The sequence below is a fragment of the Paenibacillus sp. V4I9 genome, assembly GCF_030817295.1.
Classification (GTDB): Bacteria; Bacillota; Bacilli; order Paenibacillales; family NBRC-103111; genus Paenibacillus_E.
In genome coordinates this window covers 6,281,054-6,302,714 of the sequence record NZ_JAUSZE010000001.1, presented here as the reverse complement: position 1 = coordinate 6,302,714, position 21,661 = coordinate 6,281,054, and the positions used below count along the sequence as shown (strand labels likewise).

Sequence of the window (21,661 nt, the reverse complement as noted above, 5' to 3'; positions counted from 1 at the left end):
GCTGCTTCAATCAGCAGTTTGCGGAGCCTTTGTCGTATGTTCCGCCTGCGGGCTGGTGGGAGCTGAGGTGTAGCCGGATGTCTGAGCCTGGTTGGTAATCATGTCCTGCAGCCAATCGGGCGTTTCGTTATCGCCGATATTGAGCATATCAAGGAAATCGGAGTCGTTGAGCATAGAACGAGTTCCGACTAACTGATTGTTGTCGCCTTCGACAGCGCCAAAGCCTTGGACCGTTTTCTGATTGCTTTGAAAATCGGTCGGCCAATTATTGCCCATATTGATGCAGGACGCGCTTTGTACCGATCCGATGCGGATTGAGCCGATAATGAACGTTGGGGACATGAAGGAGGACACCTTGTATCACCTCTTTACGATTTGGACTGTGGTGGTGTGTATTTATAACCGGTCGAGGTTCGCTCGGTTTTCGGAGTATCAGCAGCTTGTGAAGCAGCTTCTACACCTTCAGCAGCTGTACGAGAACCGGCGGCCTTACTTTCTTTTGACACATGAGCACGTTTAAAAGCTTCATCAATCGGTACACTTTTCTCACTTGGCTTGGCACCGAAATTGTTACCTAAATTCAAAGAACCGCTCAGTTCCTTGATATCGAGTTGATCCAGCCGAAAGGTTAAGTTTTCCAAAACAGGTTGATGGATATGCAGGGTTTCTATATGTATCTTCGGGTGTTTGGCAGTAAGATCAGCTAATTCTTCTTCCAATTTGCGAAGACGCCGTTCTAATTGCTGAACATGTTGATCATGAACGGGAGACATGGCTCCTGTTTTAGCTTCTGATCTAGCTCCAAAACTAGCTTCAGATCTAGCATCAGTTCTAGCTGGGGTTGATGTTTTAGCTTTAGCTGTTCCTGTAGTTGGCTGCGTTTTGGGCGGGGACGTTTTCTTTTTTTGAAACCACATGAGTATTCTCAGCTCTTCCGTGTAGATGGTTTAACATCAAAGGTGTCGCCATCTTGGACAGTATGCTTGCCACCCAGAATAACATTATGCTCCCCGCTTATTTCCCCGAGCCCCTGATTAAGCTTCTCGGAATGACGTCTTCCGATGATCCGATTCGTACCCCTATTCACACTGGATGTTTCGGCGATTCCATCAATATGTATAGATTGAAATTGTATGCGCACCACAGTAATCCCTCCAATCCTGCATCTCCTAACGATCTCTTTTATTTATATGGGGACAAAGGGAGATTCATTTCTCTTTTTGGTAAAGATTAATTTTTGGATATGAAAAAGATTACCAACCAATCAGCCAGTAAGGCCGGTTAGAAGGTAATCTTTATTTGGTTTACAGTGTGCTCGTTACGTGAACTGTATAGGGATAACTTTCTCTCCATCCGGAGGAGCAAGCGGGATTCGAATGATGAGCAAACCGTTGTGATACTGCGCCCGCATTTGATCGGTCATAGCGTTACTGGGCAGGCGGAAAACTCTCTCAAATGCTCCAAAGAATCGCTCGGACAACCGCATTTGCTCATCGATTACTTGGTAAGGCCGAACGAGCATCCCGCGCATAAGCAGCGATTGGTCACGGAAAGAAAGCTGAATCTGCTCGGGCGAAGACAATCCGGGAACTTCAGCCACAACAACAAGTTCCTGTGGTGTCTCATACATATCAACTCTTGGCCCGGTTAGCGGGATGATACTGGCAATATCCTGCCAGAATTCGGGGCCCAGCACATCACCAGCTTGCGCCGACAGCCCTTTCCAGTCGGGCTTAGGCGTTCGGTTGCCTGGGGGATTCATCAGCCATCATCACCTGACTTCTACATAGAAAGTAGCGCTGCGAGCAGCTTGCTACTAGTTTATGTACACCCGCGGCGGAATATGGCTGTCTGTCACGAACCTATCGCTGTGGTGGCCGCTGATTCGCGAGCTGCTGCTGCGCCATTCGCACAAGCTCACGCACCATTGCCCCGCCAATTGGACCACCGACCTTGCCCGCGTCTTCCGAGCTAAGCTGTCCGTTGTAGCCTTGCTGAAGGGGAACGCCAAGCGTTCGGGCTACTTCATATTTTACGAGATCAGGTCGTTCTGGGTTGACATTATACCCCTGATTCTTCATGACTTGCGCCTTGAGCAGTCCCAGGCCGTGTTCCGATCCGGGCACGATGGCCCGGTTGCTTCTTCTTCGTGCCATTAGGCATCACCTCTTGGTGATTAGGATGCCCTAGGGTTGCTCGTACCATGAGTACGGAATGTAAAATATTTATGTCCCAAATAATTTCCAATCGTATACAAGCCATTTCCAACCAAAATGGCAGCATTGTGCAGCCAATCTGCCCGCACGGATGGCATGACAGAGCTTGCTGCTTCTGCAAGCACCCAACTTAAACCATAAGAGACGCCATAACAGCTCAAGATAACAACAGCAAATTTCCACCAACTGCTGCCGACGCTGACATTGGAACGAAACGTAAATGTACGATTCAGCGTGTAGCTTACTATAGCGCCTAGGGTATTTCCTGCGAAAGTGGAAACCCAATAATTTAGGTGAAGCAGATTAAAGAATGCAAAACTGGCTGACAGGCCAACCAACGTATTGAACAGACCGACAAGTAAGAAGCGCGCGAAGCTGCTAGTCAACAAAGCTTTTATCCGGTTCATCGTATGATCACCGTGTGGAGCTTACTTGGGTGGATGGCGTATGGACCGCTTCCTGATCTTGTCCAGTTGCTGTCAAATCTTTCTCAATGACGAAAAGCGGTCGCTGCTTCACTTCTTTATATATTTTACCTATGTATTCACCAATTAAGCCGAGAGCGAGAAGCTGAACGCCTCCAATGAACCAAACCGAAAGAATAAGCGATGTCCAACCGGTAACGTTCGCTCCGAGGATTTTGCCTACAATTGCGTATAAGCCGGCAACGACACTCAGCGCGAATAGGAGGAAACCCATCAAGGTGACGAAGCGAATAGGGGTTACACTGAACGACGTGATGCCATCGAAGGCGAATGCGAGCATTTTGCGAAGCGGATATTTGGATTCTCCGGCAAAGCGTTCTTTACGGTCGTAATAAACCTGAGTGGATGGGAAGCCAAGTAATGGCACCATACCGCGAAGAAATAAATTGACCTCTTGAAATTTCTCCAAATTTTCGAGGGTACGCTTGCTCATTAAACGGAAATCCGCATGATTGTAATGAATTTTCACACCAAGCGATGTCATTAATCTATAAAAGCCTTGAGCTGTGGCTCGCTTGAAAAACGTATCCGCTGAGCGATCCTGTCGGATGCCGTAAACGATATCGTATCCTTCGTGGAATTTGACGATAAACTCGCGAATCACATTCGTGTCATCTTGCAGATCGGCATCGATGGAAACGACGCAGTCCGAATAGATTTTGGCTTTCATAAGCCCTGCAAGCAAAGCGCTTTGATGGCCGGCATTTTTCGCAAGCTTAAGCCCAGTAATAAAGGGACTTGAGGCGTGGAAGCGTTCAATAAGTGTCCAAGTCGCATCCTTGCTGCCATCGTCGACAAACAGCACTGTGCTTGTGGTAGCAATTAGTTTATCAGAGATGAGAGTTTGTAACACATTGGTAAGTTGGAATACCGTTTCTGGAAGTACTTCTTCTTCGTTATAACAGGGGACCACAATGGTCAAAACGGGATAAACCACAATTCTCGTCTCCATTCTGAAAAGAGGATTAAAAGGTTGATATATGGATTTCATTATATCGTAATGTATGTAAAATATTAATTTTTAACGAAAATTAAACATTTTTAACAAATGAACGTCCATATTAATAAGCTCTTTACGAATCCTTAACTTGGTAAAAGAGGAGGAATCAGGTAAATTTACAGAAAAGATAAATGATGCTCGGATAGGAGAGATGGAGGATGGAACTACTGAAAGAGAAAGCGCCAAAAAGAGGAAAGGTCAATGTGATTCTATCAATTGTTTTGCTTGTCCTTATTTCTCGTGCACTCATGCTATTTACTGGATATATCGGGATGAATTTGTTCAGTAAATCTTCTCAGGTACCGGTGTATATGCAGAATGTGCCAGGCACCTTGTCCAAGTGGACGGTGAAGCTTCCTGGAGAACTAGCATCTACGGAGAAGCTGAAGTTAGAGGATTTTATCAAGTTTGATACGTATTCCTATTTAAAAATAGCCACCCAAGGTTATGATAAGTTTCGTATGGACGAACCGCATACGGCTGCGAATTGGGTGTTCTTTCCACTATTTCCGCTGCTGATTTTCTTGCTTGGTAAAATTTTTTGGTTCGAACCTGCGATAGTCGGTATGATCATTTCGAATCTATGTTTGCTTGGAGCACTGATTTATATCTATTTTATTGCCCTGCAGAGGGGACTCAGTGAACGTCAGGCGGGAACAGTCCTATTGCTAATAGTGATATACCCATCGTCGCTTTACTATACCCTACCGTACACAGAGAGTCTATTTCTGCTGCTTTCGGCAGCCTCCATCTATTATGCAGGCAGTAAAAAGTATGCAATCGCCTTTATAGCTGCTAGCTTATCCACCGTAACAAGGGTGCCTGGGTTTATCAACCTTGCTTTGGTTATGGGTACCGTGTTTATGGACGAAGGGTTCAAATGGACCTGGCGTTACCTGAAATGGTCGTTATATAGCATTTTGTCCCTTATCCCAATGGGTATTTATCTCCTACATATGAAAAGCGTCACCGGTGATTTCTTGGCACCTTTCCATGAACAGAGCTTGCACTGGTTCCGGTATACAACCATACCATTTATCAATTATTTTGGTTATTTGAAAAGGCCTTACTTCTCCACGCCAGATGGCTGGGATAACGGCTTCATTGCTTTTACCGTATCGACGGCTGTGTTTGTAGTTTTTTTGAGTTACCTCATTGTTCATTTGAAAAAGCTTTTGACAAATAAGCATGAGCTGCTATTTTTCGTTTATGGCTTGCTCCTAATCGTCATCCCATTTTCAAGTCAACCCTTATTTCTCGTAAGCGTCGTACGCTATATGATGGTGAGTATACCGCTTTATTTCTACTTAGTGAAGTTAACCGAAAAGTGGGAAAATGCCCGGATTTTCTATATGATGCTGTTTATGATTCTACAGGTTTTCGTGACGATTGGCTTTTTTAATGGGTATTATTTTGTTATCTAAACAGGGGTGAATACGAAAAGCGGCCGGAACATGAATCATCGTCCCAGCCGCTTATTACTTCATTACCATCCAAATCCGAAAGTACTAAGAACGATAACCAAGAGGATGTATAAAACGAGGACTACAGATGTGCCTGTATAAGGTACAGCAGGACCGCAACCACAACTCATGTCAATCCTTCCCTTCACTTTTGGACCGAAAAAGTTGGATTTGAAGTCGTTCGTGAAACGCCAATGGGTCCTAATTCCTTCTGGTTAGAGGTAGCGCCGCAAGGAGCGGAGTCCGCACTAGTCATTTATCCGAAGAGCATGATGAAAAATTATGCCGAACTGAAGCCTTCTGTCGTCTTTGTAACGGATAATATTCAGACGACCTACGCGAACATGAAGTCCAAAGGCGTTGAATTCGAAGGAGAACTATCAGAGATGCAGTGGGGAACTTTTGCCACATTTAAGGATGAGGATGGTAATACGTTTCTTTTAAAAGGATAAGGATTTAAAGGAAGGACGAGTTCTTAGGTCGTGTAATCGACTGGGAACCGTCCTTTTTTTACAGATCCAATCTGAATTAGGATAAATTCTCCCATTTGGCCCACATCTCCGCTGGATTGAGTTCGTATATCTCGTTCTCGCGAAACATGAACTGGTGCATAATGAATTCTCGTCGAATCGTTGCGAAATCAGGGTGGTATTTCTTAATAAATGCATTCAGTTCCTTCTCTGTGTAGGTGCGTCCTTTTTCGAGCTGCTCTACTAGATGTTCTAGGACGATAAGTTTTTTCTTGAGCTGAGCAGGGATATGCTTGAGTTTGCCATCTAAGGTTATAAAGTTTCGAATGACAGATTGCTTGAGGTTCTGATTTCGGTCTTTAAGGTCTTCATCCTTCATAGGTTCTGTATCTCCCTTCTTATTTTTGAAAATGAGATCAGCCGTCGCGGTGGCATTACTGCGAATGAAATACTCATTTAAAGTGAAGTAAATGGTGTTCTTGTCTCTACGCTCATTGATCAGACTGGCTTCGCGAAGCTTAGAGGCGTGATGGGTAATGGTTGCTGGGGTAACACCCAGTTTCTCCGCAAGAACTTGACCGTTCAGCTCTCCATCGGCTAGTAAAATGAGCATGCGTATACGTGTTGCATCGGCGAGGGCCTTGTGATAGGTAATGATTTTATCTAATTGCATGGCGGGTACACCTCCTTAGAAGAATATCTGATTTGATTAATGTCTAATTAGATACTAATTAAATTAGATGAGATTGTCAACACGATGATCCCCAATCTTAAAGAGGCAGTGGCACTGGCAAGGATTTACTAACATAATGAACAAGTTCACATTCATAAACTTACTCAGTTGATCCTAACAATGGGGAGGATTTCTTATGCCTGAGAAGATAAAGTTGCAAAAATTCGTGGATGAACTGCCTATTCCAAACACGATATCTCCCAAACTGCGAAGTTATCATAGCTCATATTACGAAGTGACCATGACGGAGTTTTCTCAGAAGCTGCACAGAGACCTCGGACCAACCCGTTTATGGGGTTATGAAGGAACATTTCCGGGTCCTACGATCGAAGTGATGAGGAATGAAACCGTGTTTGTTAAATGGATGAATGATCTACCCAACAAGCACTTTCTTCCAGTTGATACAACGATTCATGGTTCCGAAATAACGCTTCCAGAGGGTAGAAGCGTTGTACATTTACACGGTGGAAGAACGCCTGCCCATAGTGATGGTTACCCTGAAGCATGGTTTACGAGGAATTTTGAACAAACGGGACCTTTGTTTGAACGAGAGGTTTATACGTACCCGAACATTGAACGAGCCACCATGTTATGGTATCACGATCACACCGTAGGAATTACAAGATTGAACGTCTACGCGGGACTGGCGGGATTGTATCTCATTCGCGACATGCATGAACAGTCTCTTAATCTTCCAAAAGGGAAATATGAAATCCCTCTTTTAATTGTGGACCGCTCATTCAACGCAGACGGATCACTTTACTACCCCAGCAAACCTGATCAAAATGATGCTGGTCTTCCTCATCCGTCTCTTGTCCCACCTTTTGATGCGGATACGATTCTGGTAAACGGGATGGTTTATCCATTTTTGGATGTAGAGCCAAGAAAATACCGGTTTCGAATTTTAAACGCATCAAACAGTCGAATCCTTACGTTAAAATTGGAATCCAATCAGCCTTTTTATCAAATTGGTACGGATGGCGGTTTTCTTGAGACAACGATAAAAATAAATGAATTCATACTTATGAGTGCTGAGCGTGTAGATGTGATCATTGATTTTTCTCAATACTACGGTCAAACCATTGTTCTCAAAAATGTCACCAAGAGTGCAACGCCCGAAACAACAGCCGTCATGCAATTCAGAGTAACCGTTCCGTTAAAAAGTGCAGATACCAGCTCCCTTCCTTTTTATTTAGGAGGAATCAACCGACTCCAAAGAAGTATGGCAAATAGAACAAGAGATTTAACACTCATCAGAATCAAGGATCAATATGGTCGATCTTTGAATTTATTAGATGGAAAAATGTGGATGGATCGAATATCCGAAAGAATTGAACTACATACCGTTGAAGTTTGGCGAATCATCAATCTGATCGATGATGATCCTCACCCCATCCATATCCATTTGGTTGACTTTCAAATTCTTGATCGCCAGCCCTTTGATGTGTCTCATTTTCAAAAAACAGGAAACCTTATTTTCACGGGACCTCCCACTCCTCCTGATCCCTATGAAATGGGATTAAAAGATACGGTTCGGACCCCTTTTGGTTACGTTACATCCATTATTGCCCGTTTTGGACCCTTCACCGGGCGTTATGTGTGGCATTGTCACATGCTGGAGCATGAAGATTACGAAATGATGCGTCCCTTTGAGGTTTTTAAAGCACACTGGTGAAGGGGAGCATGGTCATGTAAAATAATCGTATGTAGGTTATTTTAATAAAAGGGGATAGGAACAACGATGCGCGTACTTGTAATGACGGCCGTGGCCCCTGAAAGGGATGCTGTTCAGCGCGGCCTAGGCCATGACAGCAGGTTTGAATTTGCCTTAGCTGGCGTTGGGCTTGCTGCGGCAGCAGTTAACGGAGCAATAGAGCTTGCGAAGGCTGAATATGATTTGGTTGTAATCGCCGGTATTGCCGGCGGATTTGTAGGACAAGCGGAGATAGGATCGCTTGTTGTGTCAAGCGAGATCATCGCCGCTGACCTTGGCGTGGAGCTGCTGGATGGCTTCAGCAGCTTGGACGAGCTTGGCTTCGGCTCGACGCGCGTTAGCGTTGCCGCAGATGTAGCCGAGCGAGTAACGGCGGCGTTGTTAGCCGCTGGTCTGCAGGCACAGATGGCGCCAGTGCTCACGGTGGCAACGGCCACCGGGACGGCAGCAACAGCGGCCGCGCTGGCTGCGCGTGTGCCTGGAGCCGCTGCCGAAGCCATGGAAGGCTTCGGCATTGCGACAGCTGCGCAGCAGCGCGGCGTGCCTGTGCTGGAGATCCGCGCGATCTCCAACGCGATCGGTCCTCGCGACCGTGACGCTTGGCGTATCGGTGATGCCTTGAAGGCTTTAGAAGCAGCAAGTTCAGTCCTAGCGGAGGTGCTTTAATATGAAGATCGCGTACTCACCTTGTCCGAACGATACATTTGTTTTCCATGCTTGGGCGCATGGATTAATCCCAGGTGCCCCCGAGCTGGATGTCTTATATGCCGACATCGACATTACGAACAAGCTAGCTGCCGAAGGCAGCGGGCCGGATGTCCTTAAGATCTCTTACGCAGCACTGCCTTGGGTGCTGAAGGACTACGCCCTGCTGCCCTGCGGCGGCGCCTTGGGCAGAGGCTGTGGGCCGCTGGTGCTGATGAAGAACAGTGGCACAGAGGGAACAGCGGGAATAGAGGGAACAGTGCCAGACCCGGCAATGCTCAGCGGCAGCAGGGTCGCTGTGCCGAGCGAGCGCTCGACCGCGTACTTACTGTTCCGCCTCTGGGCGGCACAGAACGTTCCGGGCGGCGTTGGCGAAATCGTGGTCATGCCGTTCCACGAGATCATGCCCGCCGTGCGGGACGGCCTCATCGATGCCGGCCTCGTCATTCATGAAGCGCGCTTCACTTACCCGTCTTACGGGTTAGCGCTTCTCACAGATCTGGGCAGTTGGTGGGAGTCGGACACCAACCTGCCGATCCCTCTGGGCGCCATTATTGCACGGCGCTCCATGGATCTTGAGGCGCTTGCGGGCTGGGCCCGCGCCTCGGTCGAATACGCGTGGGCGCATCCGGAAGCATCGCGCGACTACGTCATGGAGCACGCGCAGGAGATGGACCCGCAGGTCGCTGGGGCGCACATCGACCTTTACGTGAACGAATTCACCGCTGATCTAGGAGAGAGCGGCTATGGCGCCGTCTTGACCTTGCTCCAGCGGGCTGCGGAGGAAGGGCTTGTGCCACAAATGGATTATGCGGCATTGCTGAAATAACGCTATGAAATCGAAAAACCGCTTAAGTGCGCTAACACTTAAGCGGTCAAAATAACGAGGCTGTGGATACCCGCAGCCCGTATGGTTTTGAACGTAGAGAAGACCACCGTTTAGGGAGTGAACCCTATCACGGTGGTTTTTTCGTCCTTATAAGGCTGATTTCGTTTATGTTTGCGGGGCGCGAGAGCAGGCTAGATCAGTTGGTTTTCCCAATTCAAGCCCCGTAGCGATGTTTTTCATCGTTAAAGTGTGCATGAATAGGAAAATGAGCTTCGTTAGCGATATAAAACATGCTTAAAACTTCCGTACCCAAGTGAAATGGTCTAATCTGCTCGCTGTAGTGATGCTTTTCGTCGTTAAAGTGTGTACGAGGAGGGAATGTGCTCGGTTAGCGCTGTAAAACATCACTAAATTCACAGCACAACAGGGATACACGGAACGATTCCCAGAAGTCACTCACTCACTACCCAATCACATTCACCGGACACCCATCTAGATAAGCACATACATTACCGATCGCCGTACCCATCAGTCTAGCTCGTGCTTCTTTTGTAGCCCACGCGATATGCGGGGTAATGATCACATTTCTCGCATGCAGCAAGGGATTGTCAGGCCGTGGCGGTTCTACTGTCAGCACATCGAGCCCAGCTCCTGCTAGTCTGCCTTCGTTCAAAGCATGAGCGACATCCTCCTCGTTGAGAAGACCGCCTCGTGCTGTATTAATTAAAATAGCCGTCGGTTTCATCTGAGCTATCTTTTTAGCATCAATCAGTTGATTCGTTGCCGGTGTCAACGGACAGTGGAGACTAATAACATCAGAGCGCTGCAGCAGCTCCTCGATTTGCACCCATTCGATACCCTCAACAGGTTGAGGGATATTTCTACCGCTGCCAGTTGCGATAACCTTCATCCCCATTGCTTGCGCAATCAAAGCAGTTTGTTTGCCAATTTGCCCGAGGCCAATCAGTCCCATGGTTTGGCCAGTTAACTCGACCAGCGGAGATCGGCTGTAGCTGAAATCAATCGACCCAGACCAATCCCCACTAAGCACGCTGTCACTATGCTGCTGCACCCGATGGCAAAACTCCAATAACAAAGCAAAGACCAATTGAGCAACAGAATGCGTGCTGTAAGCAGGAACGTTAGCGACAATGATGCCACTAGCCTTGGCAGCTTGAATATCAACGATATTGAATCCGGTCGCAAGTACGCCAATATAGCGAAGCTTGGGCAGCTTATGAAGTATTTCAGCGGAAAGCGGCGTCTTATTCGTCAACACAATCTCCGCATCAGCAGCGCGCTCAACGATTTGCGACTCAGCAGTTCGATCGTAGACAACAAGATTGCCGAGTGAATCTAATCCGCTCCAGTCCAGATCGCCGGGATTTAGTGTGTAGCCATCAAGTACAACGATTTGCATCTCTTATCGCTCCCCAAGCCAATTATTTCTTCGCAGGTAACTCTTTAAATGGATTCAAAAACAACTTCGGAATATGCGTCTCAAATCGCAATAGCTGACCCGTTGTCGGATGCAAAAATGCAAGCACACGAGCATGAAGTCCAAGACGGCCGATTTCCTTCGTCTTTGAACCGTATTTCTTATCGCCAACAACGGGGTGGCCGATGTCCTGCATATGAACGCGGATTTGATTTTTGCGGCCGGTTTCGAGATTAACCTCTAACAGCGAAAAGCTCTTGTTAGATTGCAGCGTTTTATAATGAGTAACTGCGTGCTGTCCATCATTCGGATACGGAGTCGAAAACATTTTAAGCGACTTCGTATGCTCTTTGAGCCATGAGGAAATGGTCCCTTCGGGCTTTTTCACCATGCCTTCAACCAAGGCAACATAAGTGCGCTCTTTGACACTCTCCTGCCAAGTGTTCTGTAGGTGCTGTTGAGCCTCCTCGTTTTTGGCAAACATCATCACGCCGGATGTATCTCGATCCAGTCTATGTACAACGAAAATCCGAGCCTTCGGATCGTGGTTTCGAACATGTGCCGTTAGCTGACGATAGGCTGTAATCTCATTTTCTTTCGTATTTGTGGCGATAGATAATAGCCCGGCATCCTTTTGAATGACAATCACATCTTCATCTTCGTGCAAAATCGTCATGCCAGCGAGCGGAATATCTTCGACGATTTTATCTTTGTTAATGGTGACCGTTTGCTCTGGCTGCAATGGATAGTTGTAAGCTGTTACGGCTTTGCCATTCACTGCGACTTGTCCACGGGCAAGTATGGCTTTTACCGAATTCCGGCCCAAACTCGAAAGCTTTTCTATTAAAAAAGGAAGAAGCTCAGAGGACTCCTTGACGGTGTACTGGCGAGTGCTCATCTCTTGGTTTCCTTTAGTTGGAGTAGGATTTTGGCTCTGACTCTTATTTTGCTTGAATTTGGGAGTCTGGTTCTGGTTTTTATTTGGACTTTGAAACTTACCTTGCTTCTTTTGCATAAAAAAGACCTCCTATTACGATCGCTTACCTTCCGGTCAGATCATTCACCTTACAATATACCACGTTCGCAAAAGCAAATGAAACGCTGTGAGGGAAGATCCTATATAGCGCGCGATGTTCAAGGTACATCCCAAGGGAAATTACTAATCCGCTACACCTGTCCCGCCAGTTTCTGAATCGTGCTCCCCGCGAAAAATTCTCCCTGTAACCGCACATGTTCAAAGGGTAAATGCGGATTCGCAATTCGCCAAAGCATCCGATCTGCTGCGCGATAGCCGGTTTCTCGAATCGGCAGCTGCGGACGCGAGCACAGTGGAAGCATGTCACTTTGTTCATTGAGCAGTGCGACTAACGAGCATTGCTGTGGAACAGCAACCCCTAAACGGCGCAGCGTGTGATATATAGGCGCAGCTTCCTCATCGATACCGCAAATAACGGCAGTAGGCTTGTGCGTCCTATAGAGCACTCCGAAATTCTGCAGCCACCGATCTGTGCCGTCTCGTTCCGTTGCGTGTTCTTGCGGATCCGCCGCAAACCCGGCTTCTTTCATCGCCTCGCGAAAGGCCTGCCACCGGATAACGAAGCCACGTTGATCCAGGGCATCTCCTACATACATTATCTTCCGATGCCCCATTCGCACAAGTCTTCGAACAGCTTGAAAAACAGCCTCGTATACATCCCAAATCACACTATCCACCTTGGTCTCCGGCGGTGGGAAGTTCAGCAGAATGCGAGGGAGCGGAAGCTCCAACAATTTCAGCTCCAGAAGGTCCAAATTCATCCGCGGCGCAATGAACACACCTTCCGCATACATCAGCTCTTGCTCCTCAGCCCATGCTTCAAATTGCGATGGCCTTAGGTGTGGAGGAATGAGGAGAGGCTGTACTGTGTGGCCGAATTCCATGAATCTTTCGTGCAGTCCTTGCAGCAATAGTCGATTGAAGTTTAAAGACTGTTTATTTTGGACCAGCACAAACCGTCGCTTTACAACAGGATAGGGTGAGATATGATCCAACTGCAGCGTTTGTTTCTGATCTTTGGTCATATAGCCAAGCTCGCGTGCAAGCCGGAACACTTCACTTCTTGTCTGTTCGGACATTCCGGGGAGTCCACGCAGCGCTTTAGACACCGTTTGTATCGTAAGACCGAGCTCAGCGGCCAAAACATGAAGCGTAATTCGTTTGCGCATAGGTCGGTGAATTCCTCATTTCATTTACTTTGTATCTGCAATTTTAAACTAAATTTAAACTTAAAAGAAGGTTAAATTTAAACTACACTAAGGGGGAAGCAAGGAATTCAGAAGAACATAAACAAAGGGAGCGAATACAGATGAACAAAATAATAGAAGCAGATATCGTCGTTGTAGGCGGAGGTCCAGCCGGTGTCAACGCAGCCATTGCGGCAGGACGGAGCGGGGCTAAGACGGTATTGATAGAGAAATACGGCTTTATTGGCGGGATGTCAACCGCTGCGCTTGTTTATCCATGGATGACATTTCATACAACAGATGGCAAGCAAGTCATAAAAGGACTTGCGCAAGAGATAATCGACCGCCTCATAGCAATGAATGCATCCCCCGGCCATCTTCGGGACACGGTGGGCTTTGTTAATACAATTACCCCATATCACGCTGAGATTTATAAAGTGCTTGCTGTTGATATGTTGAAAGAAGCGGGTGTTAAGCTTCTATTCCATAGCTTTGTTGATCATGTAGAGACCGTCGACAACCGTATCCAGTCCGTACAATTAACGTCCAAGTCGGGTAGAATTGATGTGAAGGGCAAAGTATTTATCGATACAACAGGAGATGCGGATCTTGCTTATTTATCAGGAGCACCTTGTTTACAAGGGCGTGACGGTGATAAACTCACTCAACCGATGACGATGAAATTTCGGATGCGCGGTGTGGATTTGGCAGTCGTCAAACAGTACATGATCGACCATCCAGATGAATTTTATAAAAAGACACCGATTGATGAGCTTGCTAATCTGCCTTTGTCTGGTGTTTTGGGTTATTACAAGCACTGGAAGGAAGCGAACCTGCCGATTAATCGAGATCAGGTGCTCTTCTTCACAGGTCCTGAAGCCGACGAAGTACTGGTCAACACTACGCGTGTACAAGGGCTCGACGGGACTAATGTTGAGGATTTGACAGAAGCTGAAGAACTGGGTCGTAAGCAGGTATTGATGGTAGCAGAGTTCATGAAGAACAACCTGCCTGGCTTCGAAAAAGCCTCGATTTCATCCGTAGGCGCTCAAATCGGTATTCGTGAGACGCGCCGAATTGATGGTCAGTATGCTCTACAGGTTGACGATGTCGTGCAAGGACGCCATTTTGAAGATGTTATCGCACGCAGCGGCTATCCGATCGACATTCACGACCCATCCGGCAAAGGTGTGACTGCTGCTTGGGTCGAAGGTGACGGAGCATACGACATCCCATACCGCTGCCTGCTGCCGCAAAAAATCGAGAACCTGCTGACCGCAGGGCGCTGTATCTCAACGACGCATGAAGCACTAGCAACAACACGTCTCACTCCAAGCTGTATGGCAACAGGGCAAGCAGCCGGTTCAGCAGCAGGACTTGCTGTTAAGCATGGTATGCAACCTGCGAAAATTGATATTGCGGAGCTGCAATCTGTTCTCGTTCAAGGCGGAGCGGTGTTGAAGTAGCAAAAGGCCTTCTCAGCGAAAGCAGAGTAGCCTCCCCGCCGAATAGGGGCGGAAAAGGCGCTTAAATGCTAACAACTGTATGCCCACCTCCAAATAAGGGAACACTTCTACTTACATGCTGCAAGACTACATGTGAGAAAAGGTGGGAATTCCTTATGCTTTTATATCAGTTAACGCAATGGTTTGAAGAGCGCACCACCCTGCAAAAGGCTTTGCAAAATGGAGCAGCTGAAAGTACTGGAGAATTGCAACAAAGAATGCAAGAAGTCGAAGATCAGCTGTATTCCCATGCCGAACGCTGGAAAAATGCGATTCAGGAAGCCTCCTATTTGCAGTTTCCTTATGAGAATCCTCAGTTGGATGATGATATGGTTCTTTAGTCTTCTTGGGAGGGCTTACCTTTGTATTTCCTCGGTTTTCGTGTAGAATTAGATTGTACGAAAAACGAGAACAGAACGAGGTTTTTTGATAATGAAAGTACTTGTATCCACACTTAATGCCAAATTCATTCATACATCCTTGGCCTTACGCTATCTGAAAGCGTTCTGCGAGAAGGATTTTGACGTTGAAATTACAGAATATACGATCAAAGACCCAGTCATGAACGTCGTTTCGGACATTTACCAAAAGGCCCCGGATGTATTGGGTTTTTCTTGTTATATTTGGAACATTGAAGAAACGATTACGATTATTAAAATGATCAAAAAGATTCGGCCAGATCTCCTGATCATGCTTGGCGGCCCCGAAGTCTCCTATGATACCGAGTACTGGATGAATCGCATTCCTGAGGTCGATTTCATTGTGATGGGCGAAGGGGAAGAGACCTTCCACCAACTGCTGACGGAAATTTCAACGACTCGCAAATATCATTTTGTTTATGGACTGGCTTATCGCAAAGGCGAGGAAATCGTACTGATGCCGGGCAGACCTAAGCTGAAGCTGGACGATATCCCGTCTCCGCATCGTTTTGCAGAAGATGTGCCAAGTCTGGCTAATCGTGTTGTGTATTTCGAGACGAGCCGTGGCTGCCCTTTCTCTTGCCAATTCTGCTTGTCGAGTATTGAGGTCGGTGTGCGGTATTTTGATATGGAACGCACCAAGTCAGACCTGCTGTACTTAATTGACTCCGGCGCAAAGCTAATCAAGTTCGTGGATCGGACGTTTAATATTAAGCGTGATTATGCTATGGAAATCTTTGAGTTCCTCATTGCCAATCATCGCGGCACCGTGTTCCAGTTTGAGATTACTGCGGACATCATGCGTCCAGAAGTACTAGATTACCTAGCAGAGAATGCCCCTCCGGGTACATTCCGCTTCGAGATCGGGGTTCAATCTACGAATGACACGACCAATGATTTGGTGCAGCGCAGGCAGAATTTCTTCAAGCTGAGCCGTACGGTATCTAAGGTGAAAAATAGCTTGAAAATCGATCAGCATCTCGATCTTATTGCCGGCTTGCCGGAAGAGGATTATAATTCGTTCCGCAAAACGTTTAACGATGTCTTTGAACTAGGTCCGGAAGAATTGCAGCTTGGATTCCTGAAAATGCTGCGCGGCACGGGTATGCGCAATGACGCGCATAAATACGGCTACGTCTACATGGACCACGCGCCATATGAGATTCTCGGCAATGACATTCTGCCGTTCACTGATTTGATTCGCATCAAACGGGTGGAGGATGTTCTGGAGAAATATTGGAACGCGCACCGCATGGATCATACGGTCAAATATTTAATCGCCAAAGAATTCGCTTCTGCGTTTGATTTTTTTCAAGAGTTCGGCGACTTCTGGGAAGGCCGCGGTTGGCAGAAGATTGGGCATCAGCTCGAGGATCTGTTTACCCGTTTGCGCGACTTCCTGATGCATCGTGAAACGATAAACATGCACGTCATTGAAGCCTTGATGAAGCTGGATTATTTCCTGGGTCATAAATATAAGCCGCGCAAAATCTGGTGGGACTTCACCTTGGAGAAGTCCGAGCAGAACGCATACCTAAGGCTGCTGGCTGAGCAGCCTGAGCTCGTCAGCGGCGACTTCCAGAGCCTCCGCATCAATGAAAAAGATCTCCACAAGCACGCGATGCTTGAGGTGCTACCCTTCACTTTGCAGACGTATCTGCAGAGCGGAGAGATCGACGAAAGCAGCAAAGAGCTGCTTGTTGTTCACTTCCCGCCGGACGCGCAGCAGCCGGCCAGCTATTACACCATGCCTCTGCAGCAAGTGGCAGCCGTATAATCGAAGCCTCGCTCCCCGTACGAATAGGGAGTGGGGCTTTTTAGCTTAGCCCGGATAATATGGTTTAATCAAGATTCCGCCTTCCTATATCGAATGTATGAACGGAAATTCTGATCCGCAGGTTTGGACGATATAGCTTCATGAACCTTTTTACATCCCATCGAAGGATTTCCCTGAAAAATCCATTGACCACAGGTAAGGTTCAGTGATAAGATTGAAAAAATTTACCTATGGATCAAAAATAAATGAGAGACTTTGAGCTACGCTCAAAGATCCCTATATTAGGAGGAAATCGTAAAGTGGCTACGTATTACTTAGAACCATCCCGTACGTTTAGTGAATTTTTGTTGATTCCTAATCTTACAACGAAGGAATGTACACCGGCGAATGTGAAGCTTAAGACACCATTAGTTAAATTCAATAAAGGCGAGGAGCCTGCGATCTCGCTCAATATCCCGTTTTCATCTGCTGTCATGCAGGCCGTATCCGATCATGGAATGGCAATTGCTTTGGCGCGGAGTGGCGGGATTTCATTTATTTTTGGCTCGCAATCGATTGAAGAAGAAGCACTTATGGTGCGTAAAGTAAAAGGGTACAAGGCAGGATTTGTAGTTAGCCGCTCCAACTTAACTCCTCAGCATACGCTAAGTGATGTACTGGCGTTGAAAGAAGAAACAGGTCATTCTACGGTTGCCATTACCGACGATGGTACAGCGAATGGCAAATTGCTTGGTATTGTAACGGGGCGTGATTATCGGACAAGTCGCGACCCTCTGGATCGCCAAATCCATCATTTTATGACGCCTTTTGATAAATTGATTTATGGCAAAGCAGGAATTACTTTATCGGAAGCAAATAACTTAATTTGGGATCATAAGCTGAATTGTTTACCAATTGTGGATGAGCATCAGAAGCTCGACACTCTCGTTTTCCGCAAGGATTATGATGAGCACAAAGAAAATCCGATGGAGCTTTTAGACGGCAACAAAAGCTATATTGTTGGTGCGGGAATTAATACGAAGGATTACAAAGAGAGAGTGCCTGCGCTTGTTGAAGCGGGAGTAGACATTCTGGTCATCGATTCTTCGGACGGTTATAGCGAATGGCAGCGGGAAACGGTTCAGTATGTGAAAGAGAATTTCAATGTGAAGATCGGTGCAGGTAACGTTGTAGACCGTGAAGGGTTCCTTTATCTTGTGGAATCAGGAGCGGACTTCATTAAAGTCGGTATCGGCGGCGGATCTATCTGTATCACTCGGGAGCAAAAGGGGATTGGTCGCGGACAAGCTTCTTCCCTCATGGAAGTTGTTGAAGCTAGAGACCAATACTTCAAAGAAACAGGTACCTACATTCCTATCTGTTCCGATGGTGGTATCGTACATGACTACCATATTACATTAGCTTTAGCGATGGGTGCTGACTTTGTTATGCTGGGCCGATATTTCGCGCGTTTCGATGAGAGCCCGACTAGAAAGCTAAAAGTTGGCAACAACTTCGTGAAAGAATACTGGGGAGAAGGCTCCAATCGTGCCCGCAACTGGCAGCGTTATGATACGGGTGGCAAAAACAAGCTCCTGTTCGAGGAAGGTGTCGATTCGTACGTTCCTTATGCAGGAGGTCTGCAAGAGAACTTGGACAAGACGCTTGGCAAAATAAAGTCCACGATGTGCAACTGTGGATCATTAAGCTTGGACGAGCTGAAGAGCAAAGCGAGAATTGCGCTCGTTTCCGCAACCAGCCTTGTTGAAGGCGGAGCCCACGACGTTATTTTAAAAGAGAGCAGCTTATCCGAAGAATAATAGCTGAGAATAGGGGCTGTCTCTAAAGGGTGGGTAACACCTGAAAGACAGTTCCTCCTAACTAAACAAGCCTCCAAAACCACGATGAAATTGGTTTTGGAGGCTTGTTTTCATTTCGAGGATCGCACTCTGCTTTTTGAGAGATACTCAACTCAGCTGAGAGACGTCACTGTAACTCAACTTAACTGAGAGGAACCTCACTATAACTCAACTTTACTGAGAGAATACTTCATTTTATTTACTCTGTCTCGATTAACTGAGTTGTACATCATACAACAATGTTCCATCCTAATTCGATAAAAACGTATTAAAGTTGCATTTTGTACAACAGTTTCGACTGATTTCCAAAGAAATCAACGTATTTAGGAGAAATTGTTGCACTCTTTACAACACTTCCTACTCTCAATTGCTTATTAAGCTACAATTGTTGTATTTTATACAACAATCAAACACTTAAAGGGCGAGGGAAGGGGCAAGGGCCAAGGATAAGGCAAAGTCAATGCAAGCCAGAACAAAGCCAGAGCAGAGTCAAAACAAAGTCAAAGCAAAGTAAAAGTAAAATAAAAGTCAAAGCCAAAGGTACATTCCCTGTAAGCAATAGGATTTATCGCAAAACGTACAATTAAGGCAAGTAGCTGCGAATAACCGTCATGCTGCCTTCTAGTGCATAGCTGCCAAGATTGGCAGGAAGCAGGAAGCAGTCGCCTGGTTTCGTGGAGATGCTGCCATCGGCCCACTGGAGGGTTCCGATACCGTCTGCAATAACGAGGATGACGAAGCTTTCTGGAGAAGTGCTTAACTCCCACTTAGGTCCTACAAGACCTTTTTCCACGGTAAAGAAAGGAGATTCGGCAAGCGTTAACCAAGTACCAGCTTCACTCAAATCTGTTTTCATGCGAGTGGAGCCGGAGCCTTCATAGGCGATAACGTTTAGTGAATCTTCAAGATGAAGATCACGAGGTTTACCGTCCAACCCAGGACGATTATAATCGTACAAACGATAGGTCGTATCAGAATTTTGCTGAATCTCGGCAACTAGGACGCCAGCGCCAAGGGCATGGACTGTTCCTGCTGGGATGTAGAAAGAATCACCGGCTTCAACAGGCACTTCCTGTAAGCAGTCCAAAATGCGGTTCTCTGATATTGCTTGAGCTAAGCTTTCACGTGTAACGCCTTCTTGCATACCGTATATAATTTTGGCGCCGGGCTTGGCATCAAGGATGTACCACATCTCTGTTTTGCCGAGCTCGCCGGCAGCCAAATTCTTGTAATGATCATTCGGATGTACTTGTACGGAAAGGTCGTCTTCGCAATCCAATAACTTAATGAGTAGTGGGAAACGGCCGTTTTTTTCGGAAAATCCTTTCGTGCCGAATAATGTTTTGCCGTATTTCTCGCGAATTTCGTCTAGACCAAGGCCTGCTAATTCGCCATTAATAACCTTCGTCGTTCCATTCGGGTGATCGCCAATCATCCAGCCTTCGCCAATAGCGCCTTCTGGAAGCTGAAAACCAAACTTTTCTAGGGCTCTTCCACCCCAGACACGTTCTTTCATTTCAGGTTGAAATTGAAGCGGGTATGATTTCACAAACTATCCCTACTTTCTTCTCTAATTTCTCCTACAAAATAATGCTTATGCACTCTCTAGCATTATATCATGCGTCTATCTTTTTTCTAGAGCTAAGAGATAGGGAGCATGCTGGCTGGTATTCATGAATTGGTAACGCAGCACCTGGAAGGCTGCGAGCGGAAGGCGCTGGGCCCAGTTTTCGACGGCCGCAGCTTCTTCCGAGCCTCCATCGTGTCCGCTGTAGAGCACGATGGTCACAATACCGCCTTTGCGGAGCAGGCGGAGGGCGGCATCGAGAGCAGGAATCGTGGATTCCTGCTTCGTAATGGTTGCCGGATCGGCGCCGGGCAGGTAGCCGAGATTGAATGTGACCGCGGCGACCTTGCCGTGGCGGTCCTGCGGCACAGCCGCCTCCATGAGCGCATGGCTGCATAGGCTCATGTGCACACAAGAAGATGCGTCTGGAAGTTCTTTCTCCAGACGCATCTTTGTTTGATCCAGTGCTTGCTGCTGGATATCGAAGCCGTAAACGCTGCCGCGGGTGCCTACCAGCTTCGCTAAGAACAAGGCATCCACACCGTTTCCAAGGGTCGCGTCGACGACAGTATCGCCCGGCTGAGCCCGCTGATTAATAAGTTGATGAGCAAAACTTAGTACCGAAACAAAACCCATGCGATGAAAGCCCTCCATGCTGCTTATACGATCATTTTTTGTCTGCTAGCCATGCGGCTAGCACTTCGATTTCTTCGGATTTCAGTGCGCTTTTGAAAGGTGGCATATCGCCTTTACCTCCCATGATCTGCGCAATGATCTCATCCTTGGTTTTGTGCGAACCGACCTTCGTCAGGTTCGGCCCGAAGTCGCCTGCAAGCCCTGCCCCGTGGCAGGACATGCAGTTGTCCTTGTACAGCACCTGCGCCTGCGCTGCGGTGCTGGTGCCGCCATCCGCAGGCTTAGCGGATGGGGATGGCGCCGCGCTGGCAGGCGCAGGCGTTGCAATCGGCACCGGCTTCGCCGTAGCCGACTCTTTCACTGCTGGCGTCGCCGCTGCAGCAGTCGGCTTCGCTGTCGCCGCTGCGCTCGGCTGCGGAGTGCTGCTTGCCGCTGGCTGCAGCGTAGCGGCTGCCGGTGTTGCCGTCGCTGCAGCAACCGGCGACGGACTTACTACCACCGTTGGTGACGTTGACGGCGCCACGGTACTCACTACTACTGGTGTCGCCGGCTCCCCTCCACATCCAGCGATAACTAGCATCATCCCAACAATGGCTGCTTGAGCCCGTTTCATCATCATGATCATCCATCCCCTTTAGTCGTT

At 47.3% G+C, this 21,661-nt stretch carries 23 protein-coding genes; 9 read left to right on the top strand and 14 right to left on the bottom strand.

Going from position 1 to position 21,661, the window contains the following annotated elements; all coding sequences use genetic code 11:
- Positions 1-6: 6 nt before the first annotated feature.
- From QFZ81_RS29050 to QFZ81_RS29020, 7 genes are all read right to left on the bottom strand, one after another.
- On the bottom strand, positions 7-342 hold the full coding sequence (locus QFZ81_RS29050; RefSeq protein ID WP_307438944.1) for a hypothetical protein: 336 nt from the start codon (positions 340-342) through the stop codon (positions 7-9).
- A gap of 26 nt (positions 343-368) precedes the next feature.
- A complete protein-coding gene (locus QFZ81_RS29045; protein WP_307605587.1) occupies positions 369-917 on the bottom strand; it encodes a hypothetical protein in 549 nt (182 codons plus the stop codon).
- Between the two features lie 8 nt (positions 918-925).
- Positions 926-1,144, bottom strand: coding sequence for a hypothetical protein (locus QFZ81_RS29040; RefSeq protein WP_047681240.1), 219 nt, complete (start codon positions 1,142-1,144; stop codon positions 926-928).
- Between the two features lie 174 nt (positions 1,145-1,318).
- Positions 1,319-1,762, bottom strand: coding sequence for an Hsp20/alpha crystallin family protein (locus QFZ81_RS29035; protein WP_307438948.1), 444 nt, complete (start codon positions 1,760-1,762; stop codon positions 1,319-1,321).
- Between the two features lie 100 nt (positions 1,763-1,862).
- Positions 1,863-2,156 carry an alpha/beta-type small acid-soluble spore protein gene (locus tag QFZ81_RS29030; RefSeq protein WP_029199178.1) on the bottom strand — a complete coding sequence of 98 codons (294 nt, stop codon included), beginning with the start codon at positions 2,154-2,156 and terminating at the stop codon, positions 1,863-1,865.
- 20 nt (positions 2,157-2,176) lie between these two features.
- Complete coding sequence (locus QFZ81_RS29025; RefSeq protein ID WP_307438952.1) at positions 2,177-2,623, bottom strand: GtrA family protein; 447 nt, start codon at positions 2,621-2,623, stop codon at positions 2,177-2,179.
- 7 nt (positions 2,624-2,630) lie between these two features.
- Positions 2,631-3,653, bottom strand: a complete 1,023-nt coding sequence (locus QFZ81_RS29020; RefSeq protein ID WP_307438956.1) for a glycosyltransferase family 2 protein — start codon at positions 3,651-3,653, stop codon at positions 2,631-2,633.
- A gap of 206 nt (positions 3,654-3,859) precedes the next feature.
- Between QFZ81_RS29020 and QFZ81_RS29015 the strand changes: the two genes are divergently transcribed.
- Positions 3,860-5,125 (top strand): mannosyltransferase family protein, encoded by a 1,266-nt coding sequence (locus QFZ81_RS29015; RefSeq protein ID WP_307605586.1) that lies wholly within the window; start codon positions 3,860-3,862, stop codon positions 5,123-5,125.
- A gap of 137 nt (positions 5,126-5,262) precedes the next feature.
- The gene (locus QFZ81_RS29010; protein ID WP_307449377.1) at positions 5,263-5,616 is read left to right on the top strand and encodes a VOC family protein; all 354 of its coding nucleotides are present in this window, start codon (positions 5,263-5,265) and stop codon (positions 5,614-5,616) included.
- Positions 5,617-5,692: 76 nt separating this feature from the next.
- Here the strand turns inward: QFZ81_RS29010 and QFZ81_RS29005 are convergent, their stop codons facing one another.
- A complete protein-coding gene (locus QFZ81_RS29005) occupies positions 5,693-6,307 on the bottom strand; it encodes a DUF2087 domain-containing protein (protein WP_307438959.1) in 615 nt (204 codons plus the stop codon).
- A gap of 196 nt (positions 6,308-6,503) precedes the next feature.
- Here QFZ81_RS29005 and QFZ81_RS29000 point away from each other — a divergent pair, with 196 nt between their 5' ends.
- The 3 genes from QFZ81_RS29000 (at position 6,504) to QFZ81_RS28990 (ending at position 9,615) form a co-directional block, all read left to right on the top strand.
- Complete coding sequence (locus tag QFZ81_RS29000; protein WP_307438961.1) at positions 6,504-8,042, top strand: multicopper oxidase family protein; 1,539 nt, start codon at positions 6,504-6,506, stop codon at positions 8,040-8,042.
- Between the two features lie 66 nt (positions 8,043-8,108).
- Positions 8,109-8,747 (top strand): futalosine hydrolase, encoded by a 639-nt coding sequence (locus tag QFZ81_RS28995; RefSeq protein WP_307438962.1) that lies wholly within the window; start codon positions 8,109-8,111, stop codon positions 8,745-8,747.
- Position 8,748: 1 nt separating this feature from the next.
- Positions 8,749-9,615 carry a 1,4-dihydroxy-6-naphtoate synthase gene (locus QFZ81_RS28990; RefSeq protein WP_307438964.1) on the top strand — a complete coding sequence of 289 codons (867 nt, stop codon included), beginning with the start codon at positions 8,749-8,751 and terminating at the stop codon, positions 9,613-9,615.
- Positions 9,616-10,078: 463 nt separating this feature from the next.
- Here QFZ81_RS28990 and QFZ81_RS28985 read toward each other — a convergent pair whose 3' ends face one another.
- From QFZ81_RS28985 to QFZ81_RS28975, 3 genes are all read right to left on the bottom strand, one after another.
- Positions 10,079-11,035 carry a D-2-hydroxyacid dehydrogenase gene (locus QFZ81_RS28985; protein ID WP_307605585.1) on the bottom strand — a complete coding sequence of 319 codons (957 nt, stop codon included), beginning with the start codon at positions 11,033-11,035 and terminating at the stop codon, positions 10,079-10,081.
- A 22-nt stretch (positions 11,036-11,057) separates the two neighbouring features.
- Complete coding sequence (locus tag QFZ81_RS28980; RefSeq protein ID WP_307449379.1) at positions 11,058-11,951, bottom strand: RluA family pseudouridine synthase; 894 nt, start codon at positions 11,949-11,951, stop codon at positions 11,058-11,060.
- A 269-nt stretch (positions 11,952-12,220) separates the two neighbouring features.
- Positions 12,221-13,258, bottom strand: a complete 1,038-nt coding sequence (locus QFZ81_RS28975) for a LacI family DNA-binding transcriptional regulator (RefSeq protein ID WP_307438967.1) — start codon at positions 13,256-13,258, stop codon at positions 12,221-12,223.
- Positions 13,259-13,398: 140 nt separating this feature from the next.
- Here QFZ81_RS28975 and QFZ81_RS28970 point away from each other — a divergent pair, with 140 nt between their 5' ends.
- From QFZ81_RS28970 to QFZ81_RS28955, 4 genes are all read left to right on the top strand, one after another.
- Positions 13,399-14,742: an FAD-dependent oxidoreductase gene (locus tag QFZ81_RS28970; protein ID WP_307438968.1), complete on the top strand. Its 1,344-nt coding sequence runs from the start codon at positions 13,399-13,401 to the stop codon at positions 14,740-14,742.
- A 155-nt stretch (positions 14,743-14,897) separates the two neighbouring features.
- The gene (locus QFZ81_RS28965; protein WP_307438970.1) at positions 14,898-15,122 is read left to right on the top strand and encodes a hypothetical protein; all 225 of its coding nucleotides are present in this window, start codon (positions 14,898-14,900) and stop codon (positions 15,120-15,122) included.
- Between the two features lie 91 nt (positions 15,123-15,213).
- Positions 15,214-16,977, top strand: a complete 1,764-nt coding sequence (locus QFZ81_RS28960) for a B12-binding domain-containing radical SAM protein (protein WP_307605584.1) — start codon at positions 15,214-15,216, stop codon at positions 16,975-16,977.
- Between the two features lie 299 nt (positions 16,978-17,276).
- Positions 17,277-18,776 (top strand): IMP dehydrogenase, encoded by a 1,500-nt coding sequence (locus QFZ81_RS28955; protein WP_307605583.1) that lies wholly within the window; start codon positions 17,277-17,279, stop codon positions 18,774-18,776.
- A 622-nt stretch (positions 18,777-19,398) separates the two neighbouring features.
- Here QFZ81_RS28955 and QFZ81_RS28950 read toward each other — a convergent pair.
- The 3 genes from QFZ81_RS28950 to QFZ81_RS28940 form a co-directional block, all read right to left on the bottom strand.
- A complete protein-coding gene (locus QFZ81_RS28950) occupies positions 19,399-20,364 on the bottom strand; it encodes a type I phosphomannose isomerase catalytic subunit (RefSeq protein WP_307605582.1) in 966 nt (321 codons plus the stop codon).
- A gap of 75 nt (positions 20,365-20,439) precedes the next feature.
- Positions 20,440-21,018, bottom strand: coding sequence for a tRNA 5-(aminomethyl)-2-thiouridylate-methyltransferase MnmM (mnmM, locus tag QFZ81_RS28945; RefSeq protein ID WP_307605581.1), 579 nt, complete (start codon positions 21,016-21,018; stop codon positions 20,440-20,442).
- 31 nt (positions 21,019-21,049) lie between these two features.
- Entirely contained in the window at positions 21,050-21,637 is a 588-nt protein-coding gene (locus tag QFZ81_RS28940; protein WP_307605580.1) for a c-type cytochrome, read from the bottom strand.
- Positions 21,638-21,661: the final 24 nt, after the last annotated feature.